We start from the raw sequence: 18,098 nt of genomic DNA, 5'->3' as shown, positions 1-18,098 counted from the left end.
CTTGAATTTTCATCAGCTGTTTGCGCGGCGTAGAACAGCATTGAGCAGGACATTGACGCCCGGGATCGTGTAGCTCCGCTCGATATGTTCATTTTCGTTATGGGATACACCGCCCTTGCAGGGAGTAAAGATCATGGCGGTCGGCGCAATCTCGGACAAATGATAGGCGTCATGACCGGCGGCACTCAACAAATGCTTGTGCGGGACCTCCAGATCCGAGGCGACACTGCGAATGAGATTTACCATGTCCGGATTAAACCCCACATTGCCAAAAGACCATTCCTTGACTAACGCAATTTCCACATTGGCCTGTTTTGAGGCTACGGGGATCAGGGCAAGGGCTTTTTGATACATTTCGTCGGCCAGGTCGGGGTCGGGGTGGCGGACATCAATGGTTACCTCCGCATGATCGGCGATAATGCCGTATTTGTTGGGCGAGACGTCGATCCGGGCGCATGTGGCGCGCCCCTTCGGCTCATAGTCCCAGCCGATTTCATTTACCTTGGCGACGATGACAGCGGCGCCAACAAGGGCGTCTTTGCGTTGCTTCATGGTCGTTGGGCCGGAATGGGCATGCTCGCCTTTCATAATCAACTGGGCTCCGAATGACGTGAAGCCGCCCGTTACTATCCCGACGTCAATACCTTCCTCTTCAAGAATTGGTCCCTGTTCGATATGCAGTTCAAAATAGGAATCTATATCAGCCGGGTTGCGATCGGTTTCCCCCGCATATCCAATTCGCTGCAATTCTTCCCCAAAGACGATCCCCTCATCGTCTGTTTGTGACAGGACCCAGTCAATTTCATGGGCGCCGGCAAATGCTCCCGCGCCCATCATCGGGGGCTGAAAGCGAACGCCTTCCTCATTTGTCCAGCATACAACTTCAATCGGGCGACGTGTTTCGATATTCCGGTCATTCAGCGTTCTGATGACTTCCAAACCTGAGAGAACGCCCAGGATGCCATCATATTTTCCGCCCGCGATTTGCGTATCAAGATGGCTTCCCATCAGGACCGGTGACAGAGAGGCATCTTGCCCGTCCCGCCGCGCAAATATATTGCCAACACGATCAATCGCGATTTTGCAGCCCGCCGTTACACACCAGCGCACAAATTGATCCCGCATCTTTTTGTCTTCGTCGCTGAGCGCCAGACGACGAAGGCCCGTACTTTTCCCCGGTCCAATTGTGGCGGACACCATAAGTGTATCCCATAACCTTTGGTCATTTATCTCCAATGTATTTGGTTTGTCTAAAAGCATGATTACTCCCGCTGGCATCGGCCTGTCCGGAATTGCTTCCGGCTCAAAGAATGAACGCATATTAGATGAGGCTGGTATCCATGGAAATTTAGATGTAACAATGTTTAGTTAGAGATTTATCTATGTAGAGGGAAGCTGATGCCGTTACCTTCAGTGAGTAATGTGGATTTAAAGTTGCTGAGCGTTTTCAGGGCGGTCGCGCAAAGCGGAGGATTCTCGCTGGCCCAAACGGAGTTGAATGTCAGCCAGGCGACCATCAGTATTCACATTAAAAACCTGGAAACGCGATTGGGACTTACATTGTGTCAACGGGGCCGGGGCGGTTTCGCACTGACCGAGGACGGTCAGCGCGTTTATGATGCGTCCAATGCCCTCTTCAATCATCTGGAAGACTTTCGCAGTTTGGTGCTGGGATATGAGAAACTTGTTGGCGAGCTGCAGATCGCAATCATCGACAACACGGTGAACCATCCAACTTTTCAAGTCGGTCACGTTATTCGGGAATTCGGCAAGCTGGACCACAATGTAGACATTACGGTTCATGTGGCACCGCCAAACCAACTTGAACAAATGGTTTTGAGCAGCCAGGCGCACATAGCCATCGGTTTTTTCCCGCGCCGTCTGACCCAGCTCGAATATGAACCGGCCTTTACATCAAATATGGAACTGTATTGTGGCAAATATCATCCGTTATTTGAGGCGCCGGAGCAAAATCTGACACCCGAAGATGTAGCCCAATTCGATCATGCACAGCGGGGCTATGTCTCTTTCGATCAGCTGCCTGAAAACGAGCGCCCGTTCAAGTTTACCGCCCGCGCCCAGACGATTGAGGGCCTCGCACATCTCATTTTATCCGGCCAGTATCTGGCGTTTTTGCCTGTGCATTACGCCAGTCACTGGATTTCGGAAGGGTTGATGCGGTCGGTTCTTCCGCAAGAGTATAGGTATAATTCGCAGTATGAAATGATCCGTCGCAAGTCGGCAGCCCGAACCCCTGCGGAGAAGAAATTTTATGAGCTATTGCGAGAGTTCAGAACATAGCCGGGGGCCGATTTTGGCGGGGCGGTGCTTCTCGTGGTCTGATCTCATATCATCGGTAATACATAGATAATTCTCAAACTGAATATTATTACATTTGGATATTTCTAGATGGGAATATCTGTCATCTTTATGTGTAGAAGCCGGAACATCACCGGCTGGCAGGTGGTTTGACATGCAGCACTGATGTGGTGTTGGCGCCTCCGGATATTTGATTTGAATATTCTCGGAAGAATCTTGCCGGGCATGAAAATCTGAAAACAACCTAAGACAGGAGAGGGACAAAATGACACGCAGCTCAAAGGGTAAAACAGTAGCGTCGCGACGTAATTTTCTGAAAACAGCAGGCCTGGGCGGTGTTGGCTCGGCTGCTGTATTGGCAGGGCTTAACCAAACCGCATCTGCTCAATCTTCGGACCCTGTCGTTGTCGGCGGCCCGCTACCGCTGACCGGCGGGGTTGCCGCGGATGGGGCGGAATTCAAGCGGGGTCTGGAGATGGCCGCTGAGGAAATTAACGCTGCCGGTGGCATTCTCGGCCGACCTATCGAGCTGGCGTTCGAGGACACGGAGACAAAAGGCGATGACGTTATCAGCAGTGCCGCACAGCGGCTGATTGATCGCAGCAACGCGAGTGTCCTGATTTCCGGTTATAACCTTGGATCGCAGATTGCGCTTCAGAACGTGGCGGCTGATTCCTCTGTGCTTTACATGCATGCGGATACCGCCCGGGCGCATGCCGATCTCGTCAGCAACGACCCAAAACGGTTTTGGGGATCCTTTATGTATTGCCCGTCCGAGCTTTTTTACGGATTTGCCTATCTCGATTTCATAAAAAACCTGGAAGATACCGGGCAATTTACGCCGCCAAACAGAAAAATAGCCCTTATTACAGGTCCCATTACCTACTCGATCAATATTGCCAAGGCGATTGAGGGGCGGGCGAAAGAATATGGATATGAAATTTCCTTGTATGAAACTGTGCAGGCGCCAACATCGGAATGGGGTCCTACGCTGGCAAAACTCCGGGCGGATCCGCCGGCCTTCATTGTAAATACGCATTTCTTCCCTCAGGATCAGGCTCAGTTTATGATCCAGTTTATGAACAATCCGACGGATAGCCTGATTTATCTTCAGTATGGTGCTTCATTGGCGGCGTTCAGGGATATTGCCGGTAGCGCGTCGGAGGGTGTCCTGTACGCGACCAATATCGGCGTTCTCTCCGGCGTGATCGGTCAGGACTTCACAACAACCTATCTTGAGAAATATGGCGACAAAGCCTCTCCGAATGGGGGCGGGCAAACTTATTCTGCCTTGCATTTATACGCTCAGGCGGCAGCCCTGGCCGGGGGTGCAGGGGAGCCTTACGAAGAGGAGCAAAACCGCAAAATTGCGGCGCGCTTGAAAGACAGTATATATCGGACACCGCTTGGGGTCATGCGATTCCATGCGGATACCCAGTCCGGATACTCCTATCCGGTGGAGACCGATGATCCCTCGCTTGGGATGCCGCATATATTCAGCCAGATCAAGAAGAAGGAGGATAATGGCTATATCATTTCGCCGGCACCATACGATATTGCAAAATTTGAAAAACCCTCGTGGATGACATAGGAAGGCGCATGGTCGTGACCGGATCCGTTGAGTCCCTTCTTGAGTGTCGACAGGTAAAAAAGCACTATGGTGCCTTGAAAGCTGTTGACGGCATCAATTTGAACATCGCAGCTGGCGAGACAATTGGTATCGGGGGACCTAACGGAGCCGGAAAGACGACTTTTTTCGATTTGATTTCCGGCCTGACAGCGGTTTCTGCGGGTCAGGTTCTGTTTAACGGGCAGGCAATTACCGGGATAGCACCGCACAAGCTGTTTCATATGGGGATGGCGCGGACCTTTCAGGTTACCAGCGGATTCGGAAGCCTGACTGTGTTGCAGAATATGCTGGCCTCTGTTGTGAATGGGTCGGGTAACGAGGAAGCGGGCCTGCTGCTGAGCAAGGCGCATCGTGAAAAATCGATGTCTTGCCTTGCGGAGTATGGACTGGCTGATATTGCGGATGATCTGGTTTCCAACATCCCGGTGCTTGACCGGAAAAAACTGATGGTGGCGTCCGCTGTTGTTCATCACCCGCAAATTTTATTGCTGGACGAGCCTGTTGGCGGATTGATGCCGGCGGAGATCGATGAATTCATTGAGCTGATGATAAATCTACGGGGTAAGGGAACTTGTATCGTCTTTATCGAGCATGTGATGCGATTTCTGACCACAGTTGCGGACAGAGCCCTGATCATGCATCAAGGAAAGCTCATTTATGATGGCACTCCCCCGGGAATGGCGGCGGATCCTCTGGTGAAGTCAGTCTATTTGGGATCCGAGGCTGACGAGATGGGGGGAGACTGAGCATATGGATAAAATATTATCCGTTAAGGGACTGTCTTCTGGCTATAAGAATCTGAAAGTTCTTCATAACATAGATATGGACGTTGAGCGCGGGAGTATTACGGCTATTATCGGGCCGAACGGGCATGGAAAATCAACACTTCTCAAGGCAATTTCCGGACTGCTGCCGACGTTGAGCGGCGAGATATTGTTTGATGGCGCCGCCGTTCCTGCGAGCGCGCCGGATCGGGCGCGGATCGGGCTGGTTCTGGTCCCCCAGGGTGACCAGCTTTTCAGCAGTATGACCGTTGAGGAAAATCTCATGATGGGCTCATTTTCCCGGAAGAACGCCCGGGCCATCCGTCAAACATTACACGAAGTGTATGACTTGTTTCCCCGATTGCTTGAGAGGCGACAGCAACGGGCGAATAGCTTGTCGGGCGGAGAGCGCCGGATGGTCGGTATTGGCCGCGGCATGATGGCGGATGGGCAGATGATGATGATTGACGAGCCCTCCCTGGGTTTGGCTCCGTTAATAATTGAGCAGATTTATGACGCGCTCGGGCATCTCGCGGGCGGACAGAAATCTATCCTTGTCGTCGAGGAAAATCCGAGCCGTGTTGCCAAGGTGGCAAGTGCCTTTCATTTGATGGATGGCGGCGACTTCGCGTGGAACGGGTCCGCTGAAGAGTTGGCGAATTCGGGTGATATCCTGAAAACATATTTGGGGGGATAGGGCATTGGATGCGATTTTTCAGATATTGGTTACCGGCCTCACCCTGGGCTCCATGTATGCGTTGGCATCTGTCGGCCTGGCATTGACCTATGGCACCATGGGTATGTTCAATATGGCCCATGGCCTGTTTATGACGATCGGAGCATATGGCGCCTATTCCGCCGCGACATTGTGGGGGCTGTCCCTCCCCCTGGCGTTGCTTGCCGGCGTTTTTGCCGGCGGTGCCGTTGGCGCCATAATGCATGTGCTGGTTGTCCGCTTTATGCTGCAGAGGGAGGATTTTCAGACAACCATCATGGTTGCCACAGCCGGGGTTGCCATCTTGTTGCAGGATCTGATCCTGAAGCAGTATGGCGCCTATCCGTTCAAGCAACCGGTTCAGATTGAGGGAAGTTTCAAATTTGCCAACACGGCCGTCACCTATCAGTCAATCGCCATCTTAGTCATCGCCGCCGCCATGATCGGCATCATGGCCTGGCTTCTGAAAAGGACGCGGTTTGGAATGGCTATCCGGGCGACTGCAATGAATCAGGATGCGGCGAAGCTGATGGGGGTGAAAACCGAGCATGTCTATCTTCAGGTGATTATCATTGCCGGGGTCCTTGCAGGCGCTGCCGGGATATTGATTTCGTCCCTGGCAAGCCTCTCTCCTGATATGGGCTCGAACCCGTTGATCCGGGCCTTCATCATCTGTGTTGTCGCCGGATTGGGAAGTGTCACAGGTGCGGGTTTCGCCGCGATCAGCCTCGGTTTATTCGAGGCTGCGATCGGGTATTACTTCGGCGTGCGATATGGATTTCCAGTTATGCTCGGCCTTGTTATCTGTGTCTTGATTTTTAAACCGACCGGCCTGTTCGGCAAGCATGAGGTGGTGCGGTCATGAGCCGTTTAAGCGAGATACAACGCAATATTTTACTGGCAGCTTTTTTTCTCATGGGAATGGCCATATTACCGTTCTTTATCACCCAACGTTACTTCATGGGCGAGATCATTATTTTTATGCTGTGGGCCTCGGTCGCTATTCAGTGGAACGTCCTGCTGGGCCATGCCGGCGTTTTTTCGCTCGGCCAAATGCTGTTTTTTGCAATTGGGGCATATATGGTCGGAATGTCGGCGACTTACCTCGATTTTTCGCCCTGGCTGGGTTTGCCGGTCGGTGCGGCGGTAGCCGCGCTAATTGCCCTGGTTATCGGGCTTGCCTGCCTGCGCCTGGGAACCGCCTATGTGGCCCTTTTGACCTTTGCCATTGTCTTTATGGTTCATACCCTGATCATTACGGACGCGGAATGTTTTGTCACGGCAGGTGGAACCTGTCAGCCCTTGTTCGGGGGAGGCAATGGATTTTCGGCTTTCCAGGATTTGGGATTTCGCAAGCTGCTGAAAGGAAACTGGATTGTCGGCAACTATTTTGTTGTGCTGGCGTCCCTGGCGGTGTCGTTCGTGGCATCAATACTGGTCATTCACGGTCGCTTGGGGCTGGCGTTCCGCGCATTGAATGACAGCCCCGCCTATGCCGCGAGCCGGGGCCTTAACAGAACAAAATTTCACATTATCGCGTTTGTAATTACGGCTTTTTTTACCGGCCTTTCCGGGGCCGTCTATGCCGCCCATTTCCGGTTTGCCGGGCCAAGCCTGCTGGAGTTTCCAACACTTGTTTTCATTCTGGCCATGCTGGTGGTCGGCGGGTTGAAATCCACATGGGGCCCGATTTTCGGGGCAATGGCCATGATGATCCTCGTCGAGGTCGCCAAAAGCATGGGGGATATACGCAACACGGCCATCGGGATTGTCCTTGTGATTTTCGTTCTTTTTCTACCGAAAGGAATTGCCGGCGCCCCGCGCGGAATTTTATCACGGCTTGGCCAGAATACGGGCAGGAATGCAAAGGAGCAGCGTGCGAAACCGGTGCGGGCGCAAAGTTCATAAAAGGACAGAAAGCGGATTTGGACATCAGTCGACAGTTCGTTTGAGTGGGTTGGGAGATTTGACAGAATGAAAAAGCTTGAAGCTGCAATTCCGGCGCATCTGCGTGTCCCGCGTACCCGCCCGCTTGGCGCAGATGAGACTTTCAAGCCTGTATCTCCCTCGTTTTCAGCACGCTTTGACCCTGATGTGGTGACATTGGTCATGGCTTATTTCGGGGTGCAATATCGGGTGGAAACCGAGCAGGCTATTGCAGCAGTTGACCGGTTGAAACAAGGGTTTTCAGCCCCGCATAAACCGTCATTCTGGGATATGGCCAGTTATGTCGATGAGGCTGAATACACGAATGTCATCGTTGTCGGGTACTGGGATGACGCGCAGGAATTTCACCGTTGGCAAACCGGATTAACGCCGGACTGGTGGCATGCGGACGCGAGTCTTGATGGGGATCTTGGATTTTTCAAAGAATGTTACACGCCGGGCATTGCCGACACGGAAACGACCTTCTCCCATCCGTATCCTGAAGGATATTCCAAAATTGCAAGGGGCATGAGCGGTGAGACGGATACCCATGGTTATTGGGGGAGTGCGCGGGACCGCCTTCCGCGCGCCCAAACGGAGGCCCTGGAGCCAACGGCCGCCCTTAAAGCTGGGTCTGAAATCCGCCCGGAAACACGGGGGCGTCTTGTTTCGATCGCACCGCACGAGAATTTATGTCTCTTGCGATCCGGCCAGGACTGGTCTGATACCGAGCAGCAGGAGCGGGATTTTTATCTTCGTGAAGTGAAACCGTTTCTCGACAGGGGAATGCTGGAAATTCGCGACGGCGGTGCCGGTATCGGCTGCTTTTTCAATCGCTATATGACGTTGCTGACGGAACAGGGCTCAACAGACAAGACTTATAGTTTGAGCGCATGGCACTCACTGGCAGCAATCGAGGAATGGGTTCAAAAAGAAACACATTTGGCCATCTTCAGGGCCGGTATCCAACATTACAAAACCGCCGGCGAAGGGTACAAGCTTCGCTTATATCATGAAATGAGTGTTCTAAGAGCCTGTGATCAGCAGTTCGAATATTTCAACTGTCATCGCCAGACGGGAATGCTCAATTCAGTTTAGAGCACTGTAATAATCAAAATTTCTTTTTAGGAGGCCTTTCCATCAGAACGATTAGCCCGACTCTATTCCCCTATTACTTATAAAGAAGTCAATGTAAACATTATTAGGTTTGGATACTTCAGGTCGGTGGCCGCATTTACAATCTTCACGGAATGAATGCTGTTTAAAATTGTATTTTTACAACATACCGTCACTGAAAGCTGAATTATATGAGTTTTGAAACCCTTAAAGCTGTTTCAGAAAAACTAGGATCCGGAGAAATTTCATCTTTCGAGCTTTGCAGCGAATTATTTTCGATAATTCGGCGATTGAACCCGTCCATTGGTGCGTATAGCCAGCTTCTGCCCGAGACAGCCCTTGAAGAAGCCAAGGCGTCTGATACGCGAAGGCAGCAAGGCGTATCAAAGGGCCTTTTGGACGGTGTCCCAATCGCGATCAAGGATTTAATCGATACCAGTCCTGCAATTTGCAGTGCGGGTCTTGCCAGTCGCTCTGGCCATCAGCCCGCCCTTGATGCTCCTGTTGTAAAGGCATTGCGAGGCGCCGGGGCCGTTGTCATTGGTGTGACAGAAACCGACCCCGGCGCTTTTTCCACAGACACGCCAAATGTCATCAACCCGCTTGCCCCGAATCGGACGGTCGGCGGCTCAAGTGGCGGATCGGGGGCCGTCATCGCCGCCGGAATGGCGTATGCGGCCCTTGGAACAGATACGGGTGGCAGCATTCGAATACCCGCTGCTTGCTGTTCCGTATATGGGTTTAAACCGACCTGGGGCCGGGTGGATGCCCTGGGCGTTTTTCCTCTTGCCCCCTCCCTTGATCATGTTGGACCGATGGCGAGATCTGTTGAAGACTTACAGATCCTTCAATCGATCATTGATCCGAAATTCGAGAAACCTGATACCAGAGTGCCCTTGCAACACATTAGGCTGGGGATGCCAGTGGTTTTTTTCCAGGATGCTGACCCGGATATACGGGCGGCCATGGAGCAGGTCGCTTGTGCGCTTGTGGTCGAGGGTATTGAGATGAGAAACGTCACCTTGCCCGACCCGGATCAGGTTATGAATTTTCACATGATTAATCTTTCACGGGAAGCGGCAGATTTCCACATTGCCCATTTTCCGGGTGATTGGCCGGACTATCCGGAAGTCGCCCGCAATACTGTTGAGTTCGGTCGAGATCTAACGGTTGAGATGTGCAATGAGGCTGAACGTTTGCGCTATAATGCGTATTTGACTGTTGATAGTATTCTGAAAGAGGTTGATGCGATAATATTGCCGACATTGCCCACAGATTCACCGCTGAGGGGAGAAATGGCTGTGCAGGTTGGAGGGGTTAGCAGGAGCAAGCTGGAAGTAACTGTTCGCTATACGTCGTTATTTAACCAAACCGGCCATCCGACTGTCTCAATGCCAGCGGTTCTCAGGCCGGACGGCCGGGCCGTGAGTATTCAACTGGTCGGCCGTTGTGAGGGCGATGGCGACATCCTCATGATCGCGCGGCAGCTTGAGCAATTATTTTCAATTCGACCGCATTATCAAGCCATCACGCAATGTCAGCTGGCAGAGATCAATAGCGTTAGATCTGGGCTTTAACAGGGGTGAAGAATAATGTCACATAACGACAACAGGGATATACCGGGGAAGTCTGGCCAGCCCCATGACCATGAACATGACCATGATCACGATCCGCTGGAGGAAGGGGCAACTTTGCGGGTAAGGGCGCTTGAGGAATTGGCGGTTGCAAAAGGCCTGGTCGATCCAGAAGCCCTGGACAGGATTATTGAATATTACGAGCGTGAAACCGGCCCCCGTAACGGCGCGTCGGTTGTTGCAAGAGCGTGGGTCGATGCGGAGTTCAAGGACTGGTTGCTTGCCGATGGTACGGCAGCAATTCACAGCATGGGCTTCAAGGGCTATCAAGGGGAGCATATGCGGGTTGTCGAGAATACACCTGATGTTCATAACGTCATTGTCTGTACTTTATGTTCCTGTTATCCCTGGCCGGTCCTTGGCCTGCCGCCGGCCTGGTATAAGGGGGCAGCGTATCGGTCGCGAATTGTTCGGGAACCTCGAAGTGTACTGGCCGAATTTGGCCTGCAGTTATCAAAGAATATTGAAATTAAGGTTTGGGACAGCACGGCCGAGATCAGGTTTATGGTTCTGCCCCAGCGACCGCACGGCACGGACGAGCTGGATGCATGTCAACTGGCTGAACTGGTAACCCGAAACGGGATGATTGGAACGGCTTTCATCTAGCCGCCAATGCGGGCCTGGATGTGCAAGGGGAAAAGGATATGGACGGTATACATGACCTGGGCGGAATGCATGGTTTCGGGCCGGTTCCGATCAAGGAAGAGGACGTTGCCTTCAAGTGGCACTGTCAGCGCCGTGCCTTTGCGCTGGTCCAGGCATTGGCGGGACCAACACCTTACGTTGCCGATATGCATCGCCAAAAAATCGAACAGCTGCCGGCCGTTGACTACCTTCGATGGGACTATTTTGACAAATGGCTATATGCGACGGAAGAGCTGATGAAAGATGCCGGATTAGTCAGTGAAGATGAATTGCGAGAGGGAAAAATGCAGTTCAGCGTGGATCTGGACGCCCATCCGCCATCACGCCCGGAAGCGTTGGTCGATGCCATGAAAACCGGTCAGGACATGCGCTTTCCGCCGGCAGATTATCCCGCTGGATTTATCGTGGGCCAGACCGTACGGGTTCGGGCTAATTGTCCGCAAGGGCATACCAGGGTCCCTCGATATGTGCGCGGCAGACTGGGGAAGATCACCAAAGATGAGGGGGTTTTTCAGTTTGCCGATACGGTTGCTGCTGGTCAGGGACCGCATCCACAACATTGCTACAATGTCGCCTTTTCAGCAAAAGCTTTATGGGGCGAAAATGCGGAAAATCCGGGCGATTATGTTTATCTGGATTTGGCGGAGGCCTATCTTGAACACATCTGATTTACACCCCGGCATACGTGAACAGGCTGAAGCAGCTATTCCTGCAAAACCGGAGGGGGAGCCGTTGTTTCGGCTGGCATGGCATGGCAGGATTTTTGCGCTTGTCGTTGCCATGGTGAACAGGGATCAAATTTCCTGGAAATCTTTTCAGCAGCGTCTCGTCCATGGGCTTGCGCAACAGCAAAATGCAGATCTTCAATTGAGTATGGAAGAGATTGATTTACAGTATTTTGACTGCTGGCTGGCGGCGGCGGAAGAAATCTTGCGCGAAGACGGCTTTCTTGAAGCACATGAACTGCGGGTGCAAATGGACGGCATTCGCTCGACCGTCGCGGAAATCAGAGAGGGTCAGCTTGACCGGAATTCAGAAAATTAGATCAGGTTCATACCAGTCTATATTTTTGGTTTTTGATGCTGGGGGAAAGTCTTCTGAATTACATTGCGGATTTTGGCATAAAGTATTCACGAATAAATAATTTCCCCCGTCTCCTTATAGTAAATAAATCCCTACATACTGGAGAAAAAATTGCCAAAATCTGAGAAAATTTTAACAAATATTTCTAGGAAAGCAAGTATATCTGTCAGAAAAGGAAGTATATCTGAATTACGGAGTATTATATCTACTAATATTGATGTCGTGAATAATACGGATAGATCCGGAATGACGCTCCTTATGCGGGCCGCCAAGCATAGGTATTCGCCCAATAATAAGCGCATGCCTTCTAATAATACGGCGGAGATTACCAAAATTCTCCTCGCATCGGGTGCGGAGATAAACCGCAAGAATTATTTTTCCGGAAAGACCGCTCTTCATTACGCCTGTGAATCCGACAATGTGGAATTCGTCAGGGCGCTGATTGATAACGTGGATGACGTGAATAAAATCAACTACTATCAAACTGATTTTAACCTCGAAATTCCGGGTGGGGGAGGTCGCATGGCCGCGCGCCCTGTCACTGGTGTGCAGGGGGTTCTGGCACGCGGGCAATATAAGCAGTGGAAAAAAATCGCGCACGGCGCCAAAACACTGAACGGTCAGGCTGTCCTCCATCAGTTGGCAATCATTGGGGGCGGCCCGGCCGGTGTAAGTTTGTTTATTGCTCTTGTCAAAAACATGATCGCTGACAGTCTTTTGCTTGGGGGAAGGGATTATCTTAAAAAACATAGTCTGGTTCTGATTGACCGGCGCAAGAATCTGGGAACCGGGACACCCTATTCTGAAGAGTTGAATGCCGACACATCCGTTCTAAATGTTGCGGCGAGCTCAATGAGCCTGGTTGCCGATGAAAGCAATGATTTTGTCGAGTGGATTAAGGATCTGGATGACAAGGGCGAGCTCAAGAACAGGCTTGGGAAAGCCTATAAGATGGGTGTTGTCGGTGGGTCGGTTGACCCCAACGGTTTTTATCCCCGGTTGTTTTTCGGACAATATGCCAAGGAACGAGTTGCAAAATGGGTGAAAATTGCCCAGGACGCTGGCATACATGTGACGGTTTTATCTCAAGCTGAAGTAATTAAGGAAGTACCGGCAGCGCCCGGCAAATCCGGCCTTGCGCCGTTGATGCTTCAGATAAAAAATTTGGCCGAGCCCGAGGCCGCGCCACAGGAACTGGAGGCGACGCAATGCTTTTATGCGGTCGGTCATTGGCAAGAGCTATCGGACAAACCGAAACCGTACGAAGAAACGGATGCCTATATCCCTTTTCCCATGAATTTTGAGGAACTTGATGCCAAGGGAATTTTCAAGCAGCCAAAAGAGATTGCGATTTTAGGATCATCCTTGTCGGCCATAGACGCGATATTCACGATCCTCTTGCATCCGAAAGTCGGAAAGCTGACATGGGATGACGATGGCAATGTGCGCTATACCTTGTTTGACAAGAGATGGAAAGTTGCCACCTATTCACGCCGCGGTCTTTTTCCCAGGGTTCGTCCTCTCCAGAATGCCGATCTTGATTTTAAATATTTGAGTATGGAAAAAGTTCAGCGCCGCCTCAATAACGGACGAGTTTCGTTCAGCAAGGTGATGGACCTGTTTAACAGGGAATTTACGCATCAATTGGGTCGTCCCATTGACGTGAGGCAAGAAATCGACCCTCTGCAGAGCCGGCCGGAATACAAGAAAGATCCGTTCAAGATTATCGAAAAAGATATCGAACGCGCTGTCGTCGGGGATGGCCGGACGCCGGATAAGGCATATGTGGCCTGGTGGCTGGTCGGCAGTGGGATGCTGGGAGCTATCAGGCTGCTGTTTAGCCAGTTCACGGCGGAGGAGCGGAAGGAATATTATAATAAGTATAACTCTCAAACACTCTGGGCCGTGGCGCCAATGCCCCTTCGTTCCGCAAAAATTCTCATGGCCATGCATAAAGCCGGAGCATTGAATGCCCGTGTCGTGGTAGGGGCCCCCGCCGTTGCCCCTGACGATAGAACACTGGACATTACCTACCGGGATCAGGAGGGGTCCCTACAGGTTACGAATTGCGATTATTTACTGGGCACCATTGGCCTGGGCAGCAAATTTTATCTGGATGAATCTGCTCTGACGCAGGGCCTGCAGGCAGATGACCGTCTCAGTTTTACGGCGCCGACTGCAACAGCCGACACCATGGAAAGCCACGCTTTTATCAGTGATGACGGCACTTTTGAGTTGCTGGATCGAAACAAGGAGCATGCACCGGACCGGCGCGGCGTCGGGTATTTTTTGCAGGCACAACTATTCGACTTACAATCTGTTCCCGGTGTTCTCAAATACGCTAAAGTTGTGGCTAAAATCTACGCGGCTGAATTCGCTTACAGCGTGGGAGAAGGGGAGTTGTGGCGTAAAGAGAGCAAGGCGCTGGATGCATTTATCAGCAGTGAAGGCTTATCGGTTTCGGACCCGGGGTGGGAACCAAATCCGGGCGGCCTGGTTGAGGATATGGACCAAGGCGACAAAGACCAGGATGCGCAGGACGATCTCGATGATCTGGATGAGCTGGAGGGCATGGATGAATATGATGACCTGGATGACTGACACTCTCTATCCTGAGCATTCGGGGCCAATTCCAGGTTAGAGACCCGCATCTCCTGCGGTGAAAATGTGAAGATATCCCTGACAGAAACATGGTAACTGCTCTGTCAGGGGTCGTTTTCCTGCATCCGCCCCTTCTTTTCCGTCGGGAAAGCACATGTTTCACGTGAAACATTCATATCTAATATACGCGTCATATGAGAATTCCGGAAAGACTTCAAACCTCAAAATAAATAATATTTATTAGGTTGGATTCTGTGCGATTTCGGAAAATCAGGCCGCCAGCCACTCCGCCTTATGGCCACCAAGGGCGCAGGAGGGACCGGACCAATGGGGCTGGGTTTCCGAATAGCCGATAACGGGCCCGAGATGACGCAATGATCCGTAACTTGTCTCGCTCTGCATTTGCAGGCGGGCGACTTCCGCCGCGTCCAGCCCCATGCCGTCCCGTGGATAATCAACCCGCCCCTGGCGTTGCAGCAACATGGCAGACTGGCACAGGGAAACCTTCACATGATAGCTGCCCCCTTCTTCGGCCCGGCGCGCCAGCGCAAGCAAGGTGCCATAGGCCCCGAGATAGCCGGTGGAATAGTCACAAATATAAACGGGCAACAGCTCCGGGAAATCGGCATTTTCATGGCTCAGGCCGGTCACGGTTTGCGCGATCTGCTCCCACCCGCCGCGATTGCTGAAGGGCCCGCCCGATCCATAACAGTTTATGGAGGTATAGATGAGGCCCGGACGATGGGCCGCCAGTTCTTCGGGGCCAAATCCCCGGGCTTCCAGGACACCTGGTCGATAGCCTTGTGAAAAAACATCTCCGGTCCGGACAAGCTGCTTAAGCTGCGCCGCATCCTGCTTGTCGCCAATATCCAGAAAACAACTGCGTTTGCCATGGGACAAATCGATGACGAATTTCTTGATTTGCGGTGTATGGCGAGCGGCAACCATCAGGATATCCGCGCCATATTCACCCAGGGTGCGGGCGGCAACCGGGCCCGCAAGAATACGGGTCAGATCCAGCACCCGCACACCGGCAAGCGGCGGTCCGGCTTCAGGAAAGGGTTCGGGGTCACTGTCACCAATTTTCTCGATTTCCACCACAGCCTGCGCCGCCATGGCTTTGCCATGGGGATGGGCCATCCATTCATCGCGGGTCCGGACAATGCCACCACAGGCATTGGCGGCGGCGATGGTTTGGTCCAGCTCTTCGGCATCCCATTTTGCCACAGCCTTGGTGATGGATTGTATGTCGAAATCACAGCCAAGAATGCCGAGCACGGTTTCCTTCAGATGCTTTATGCCGAAATGCGGCATAAACAACCGCCCGTCCTTGGTGGGATAGGGAATTATGGTCCCGTAGGCGGCTTTCGCTGCGGGCGAATCCTCCATCGCCTGGTAGGTACCGTCGGGCTGCCGAAACTCAAGGTAATTGCTGCTGCTGACAGCGGCCGCGGCATGACGTGTATCGACGGAAACCTGTTGTCGCCGACCGGTTTTCATTTGCCAGATATCGGAGACGGCAACCCCGTTCGCAGCCAGTATGGCGGCGGCCATATCTGCGACTTTGAAGCGGGTGGAGAAAACAGGATCTTCTCCCGTGATTAGGGCATTGGGATCTTCAGGTCGGTTACGAACCTGCATCAATTCCTGGAAAGCGTTATTCATTATTATTGGATCCAAGTTTATTTAAGAGCATTGCAAGCTTATCGTATGATGCGCATTTGAACAATATGAATGCGTTCGACTTGTAAAAGACAGTGCCAGTCAGGATTAAGCGCCACGCCCGCTGTTTCCGGAGACAAATAAAAGATGTAGTTTGTTGTCCTGCAGGATCAGGCGGTTGATTTTTTAGAATGAGGAAAAAAATGGCTCAGCGCCTGGATGGAAAATCCGGAAACTGCCTTATGACAGGGCACCATAAAATGGCAGGAAACTGGTCTTGTTGACATTTCTTTGCCGACCCCTAAAGTATTGCCCTCGGCTCAAGTCGCCGACAGGCATCCATGAGGATCGATAATTACGCTCCCAAGTGAACTGGTATCAAAAATGAAATTATTTGGATCTTTCAGTTCTCCCTATGTGCGCCGGGTCGCCATCACCCTAAGATTTTATGGTTTGGAACATGAACTGCAAAAACTCACTCCGTTCGGAGAAGAGAAAGAATTCCTCAGAAAAATAAATCCACTGGGGCGGGTTCCGGTTTTGCAATTGGATGACGGGGAGTGTATTTCCGAGAGCCACGTAATTATAGAATATCTTGATTCACTGGTTGACGAAGACCAAAGACTGACCCCCGTTTCAGGCAAGGCCCGAAGAGAGGTTCTGAGCTTAGCCGGAGTTGCTTCTGCTACTGCGGACAAATTGGTGACGATTTTATACGAATATCATTTCCGTCCGCGAGAGATCGTTTACAAACCATGGATCAAGATGTGCGAACAACAAGTCGAAGATGGGTTTATCTGGCTGAACTCCAAGCTCCGACCGGGGTCATTTTTTGGCGATGAATTGACGCAAGCTGATATCTCAGCCGCTGTGTTCTGGCGGTTTGCAGGAGAAAAAAGGCCGGAGTTCTGCAAGCGGATGAAGTGTGACAATCTCCAATCTTTAAGCAATAGACTGGAACAGAATGATGCCTTTAAACAGACGAGATCTGAAGGCCCCTTACCTAAAGAGCTTGAGCTAGGGCTGAGAGCCGATCGCGTTGTAACTTAATTCAGACCTGCCGGTTTCCGGACAGGGTATTATTTTCTCAGCCGTTTTTTTTAATGTCACCTCTCGCCCGGAGGTCCCGATCTCACCCCTGCCAGACTACGGGAAACCAGTCTTCGCGCAAAGTCTGTCCGGGCTGCATGTCATGGCCGTCAAAGGGTGGGGATGTCGGGCCGGGTCGTTCGGTGTAGCGAGCATCATCGCCAACCAGTCGAAGGGAAAAGGCCCGCCGTCTTGCATCGGTCCTGTTGCCTCTGGCACCATGAAGCGTCTTATAGTGAAAGGCCACGGCATCCCCCGGTTCCATTTCCCATTCCAGAACGGAATATTTGTCCGGGTCCGCATCGGGGTCCGGAACAGGAAGATATTCATCTTCTGAGGCGTAAAAATCCTCATCTGAAAACCACCGTGTCGGCAGGACCGGCTTGTCCCACAAATGCGATCCCGCCACCAGCCTTAGCGAGGCCTCCTTCACCGGGTCAACGGGGATCCAGAAGCTCACCGTCTGTTCGCCGTCGACAAAGTAATAGGGCGAATCCTGATGCCAGGGCGTTGGTTTCGACGTCCCCGGTTCTTTAACCAGAACATGGTCGTGAAATACTTGAACCCGCTTTGACTGCATAAGCTGCGCCGCCGCTGCCGCCGCATCAGATTTCATGACAAAGTCAGAAAATTCCGGAATGCGAGGCCAATTGCAATAATCATCAAAGAATCGTCCTGCCTCCCCGGTTCGCTGGTTTTCCGACGCATGGGGGCCGGGCTCCGCCATATTTCGATCAATACCGGCGATCAGGACATCGGTCCAGTCCCTGAACAGGCCGGGAATGAGCACGGCACCATCCCTCTGGAAGGCGTCGATATGCTGGCGCGTAATAATCTGGGTCGCCGTCGTCATAGGTTCTTGCTCCCGTAATTTAAATCCAAGAGCAATAACTCTGCTGCCATCGAGATACGAA

At 52.0% G+C, this 18,098-nt stretch carries 16 protein-coding genes; 13 read left to right on the top strand and 3 right to left on the bottom strand.

Annotated elements, in window-relative coordinates:
* Positions 1 to 12: 12 nt before the first annotated feature.
* Positions 13 to 1,260 carry a Zn-dependent hydrolase gene (locus tag NBZ79_RS17755; protein ID WP_251933992.1) on the bottom strand — a complete coding sequence of 416 codons (1,248 nt, stop codon included), beginning with the start codon at positions 1,258 to 1,260 and terminating at the stop codon, positions 13 to 15.
* A gap of 138 nt (positions 1,261 to 1,398) precedes the next feature.
* On the opposite strand from NBZ79_RS17755, the gene NBZ79_RS17750 reads away from it, so the two are divergent.
* The 12 genes from NBZ79_RS17750 (at position 1,399) to NBZ79_RS17695 (ending at position 14,433) form a co-directional block, all read left to right on the top strand.
* A complete protein-coding gene (locus tag NBZ79_RS17750; protein ID WP_251933991.1) occupies positions 1,399 to 2,301 on the top strand; it encodes a LysR family transcriptional regulator in 903 nt (300 codons plus the stop codon).
* Between the two features lie 283 nt (positions 2,302 to 2,584).
* A complete protein-coding gene (locus NBZ79_RS17745) occupies positions 2,585 to 3,910 on the top strand; it encodes an ABC transporter substrate-binding protein (protein ID WP_251933990.1) in 1,326 nt (441 codons plus the stop codon).
* Between the two features lie 8 nt (positions 3,911 to 3,918).
* A complete protein-coding gene (locus NBZ79_RS17740; RefSeq protein WP_251933989.1) occupies positions 3,919 to 4,695 on the top strand; it encodes an ABC transporter ATP-binding protein in 777 nt (258 codons plus the stop codon).
* A gap of 4 nt (positions 4,696 to 4,699) precedes the next feature.
* Complete coding sequence (locus NBZ79_RS17735) at positions 4,700 to 5,410, top strand: ABC transporter ATP-binding protein (RefSeq protein ID WP_251933988.1); 711 nt, start codon at positions 4,700 to 4,702, stop codon at positions 5,408 to 5,410.
* A 4-nt stretch (positions 5,411 to 5,414) separates the two neighbouring features.
* Positions 5,415 to 6,293, top strand: coding sequence for a branched-chain amino acid ABC transporter permease (locus NBZ79_RS17730; RefSeq protein WP_251933987.1), 879 nt, complete (start codon positions 5,415 to 5,417; stop codon positions 6,291 to 6,293).
* Positions 6,290 to 7,336 (top strand): branched-chain amino acid ABC transporter permease, encoded by a 1,047-nt coding sequence (locus tag NBZ79_RS17725; RefSeq protein ID WP_251933986.1) that lies wholly within the window; start codon positions 6,290 to 6,292, stop codon positions 7,334 to 7,336. Before NBZ79_RS17730 ends, NBZ79_RS17725 begins: the two co-directional genes overlap by 4 nt.
* A 66-nt stretch (positions 7,337 to 7,402) precedes the next feature.
* Entirely contained in the window at positions 7,403 to 8,452 is a 1,050-nt protein-coding gene (locus NBZ79_RS17720; protein WP_251933985.1) for a phenylacetaldoxime dehydratase family protein, read from the top strand.
* A 209-nt stretch (positions 8,453 to 8,661) separates the two neighbouring features.
* Positions 8,662 to 10,047, top strand: coding sequence for an amidase (locus NBZ79_RS17715; protein ID WP_251933983.1), 1,386 nt, complete (start codon positions 8,662 to 8,664; stop codon positions 10,045 to 10,047).
* A gap of 15 nt (positions 10,048 to 10,062) precedes the next feature.
* Positions 10,063 to 10,710 (top strand): nitrile hydratase subunit alpha, encoded by a 648-nt coding sequence (nthA, locus tag NBZ79_RS17710; RefSeq protein ID WP_251933982.1) that lies wholly within the window; start codon positions 10,063 to 10,065, stop codon positions 10,708 to 10,710.
* Between the two features lie 38 nt (positions 10,711 to 10,748).
* Entirely contained in the window at positions 10,749 to 11,417 is a 669-nt protein-coding gene (gene nthB, locus NBZ79_RS17705) for a nitrile hydratase subunit beta (RefSeq protein WP_251933973.1), read from the top strand.
* The gene (locus tag NBZ79_RS17700) at positions 11,404 to 11,793 is read left to right on the top strand and encodes a nitrile hydratase accessory protein (RefSeq protein ID WP_251933972.1); all 390 of its coding nucleotides are present in this window, start codon (positions 11,404 to 11,406) and stop codon (positions 11,791 to 11,793) included. Before nthB ends, NBZ79_RS17700 begins: the two co-directional genes overlap by 14 nt.
* 339 nt (positions 11,794 to 12,132) lie before the next feature.
* Positions 12,133 to 14,433 (top strand): FAD/NAD(P)-binding protein, encoded by a 2,301-nt coding sequence (locus NBZ79_RS17695; RefSeq protein WP_338056122.1) that lies wholly within the window; start codon positions 12,133 to 12,135, stop codon positions 14,431 to 14,433.
* Between the two features lie 270 nt (positions 14,434 to 14,703).
* On the opposite strand, the gene NBZ79_RS17690 is transcribed toward NBZ79_RS17695, so the two are convergent.
* On the bottom strand, positions 14,704 to 16,098 hold the full coding sequence (locus NBZ79_RS17690; RefSeq protein ID WP_251933971.1) for a CoA transferase: 1,395 nt from the start codon (positions 16,096 to 16,098) through the stop codon (positions 14,704 to 14,706).
* Positions 16,099 to 16,479: 381 nt separating this feature from the next.
* Here NBZ79_RS17690 and NBZ79_RS17685 point away from each other — a divergent pair, with 381 nt between their 5' ends.
* Positions 16,480 to 17,145, top strand: a complete 666-nt coding sequence (locus tag NBZ79_RS17685) for a glutathione S-transferase family protein (RefSeq protein WP_251933969.1) — start codon at positions 16,480 to 16,482, stop codon at positions 17,143 to 17,145.
* Positions 17,146 to 17,227: 82 nt separating this feature from the next.
* Here NBZ79_RS17685 and NBZ79_RS17680 read toward each other — a convergent pair whose 3' ends face one another.
* Complete coding sequence (locus NBZ79_RS17680; RefSeq protein ID WP_251933968.1) at positions 17,228 to 18,037, bottom strand: phytanoyl-CoA dioxygenase family protein; 810 nt, start codon at positions 18,035 to 18,037, stop codon at positions 17,228 to 17,230.
* Positions 18,038 to 18,098 lie beyond the last annotated feature (61 nt).

The sequence above is a fragment of the Sneathiella marina genome (assembly GCF_023746535.1).
Lineage (GTDB): Bacteria > Pseudomonadota > Alphaproteobacteria > Sneathiellales > Sneathiellaceae > Sneathiella > Sneathiella marina.
Note: the sequence above shows the minus strand (reverse complement) of the source record. Positions and strands in the feature narration are given on the sequence as shown.

Bases quoted from the DNA above. Each gene is read 5' to 3' on its own strand.
- NBZ79_RS17720 (WP_251933985.1), top strand. From the start codon at position 7,403: ATGAAAAAGCTTGAAGCTGCAATTCCGGCGCATCTGCGTGTCCCGCGT.
- NBZ79_RS17685 (WP_251933969.1), top strand. From the start codon at position 16,480: ATGAAATTATTTGGATCTTTCAGTTCTCCCTATGTGCGCCGGGTCGCC.
- NBZ79_RS17750 (WP_251933991.1), top strand. From the start codon at position 1,399: ATGCCGTTACCTTCAGTGAGTAATGTGGATTTAAAGTTGCTGAGCGTT.
- NBZ79_RS17745 (WP_251933990.1), top strand. From the start codon at position 2,585: ATGACACGCAGCTCAAAGGGTAAAACAGTAGCGTCGCGACGTAATTTT.
- NBZ79_RS17715 (WP_251933983.1), top strand. From the start codon at position 8,662: ATGAGTTTTGAAACCCTTAAAGCTGTTTCAGAAAAACTAGGATCCGGA.
- NBZ79_RS17695 (WP_338056122.1), top strand. From the start codon at position 12,133: ATGCCTTCTAATAATACGGCGGAGATTACCAAAATTCTCCTCGCATCG.
- NBZ79_RS17755 (WP_251933992.1), bottom strand. From the start codon at position 1,260: ATGCTTTTAGACAAACCAAATACATTGGAGATAAATGACCAAAGGTTA.
- NBZ79_RS17740 (WP_251933989.1), top strand. From the start codon at position 3,919: ATGGTCGTGACCGGATCCGTTGAGTCCCTTCTTGAGTGTCGACAGGTA.
- NBZ79_RS17725 (WP_251933986.1), top strand. From the start codon at position 6,290: ATGAGCCGTTTAAGCGAGATACAACGCAATATTTTACTGGCAGCTTTT.
- NBZ79_RS17735 (WP_251933988.1), top strand. From the start codon at position 4,700: ATGGATAAAATATTATCCGTTAAGGGACTGTCTTCTGGCTATAAGAAT.
- nthA (WP_251933982.1), top strand. From the start codon at position 10,063: ATGTCACATAACGACAACAGGGATATACCGGGGAAGTCTGGCCAGCCC.
- NBZ79_RS17680 (WP_251933968.1), bottom strand. From the start codon at position 18,037: ATGACGACGGCGACCCAGATTATTACGCGCCAGCATATCGACGCCTTC.
- NBZ79_RS17690 (WP_251933971.1), bottom strand. From the start codon at position 16,098: ATGAATAACGCTTTCCAGGAATTGATGCAGGTTCGTAACCGACCTGAA.
- nthB (WP_251933973.1), top strand. From the start codon at position 10,749: ATGGACGGTATACATGACCTGGGCGGAATGCATGGTTTCGGGCCGGTT.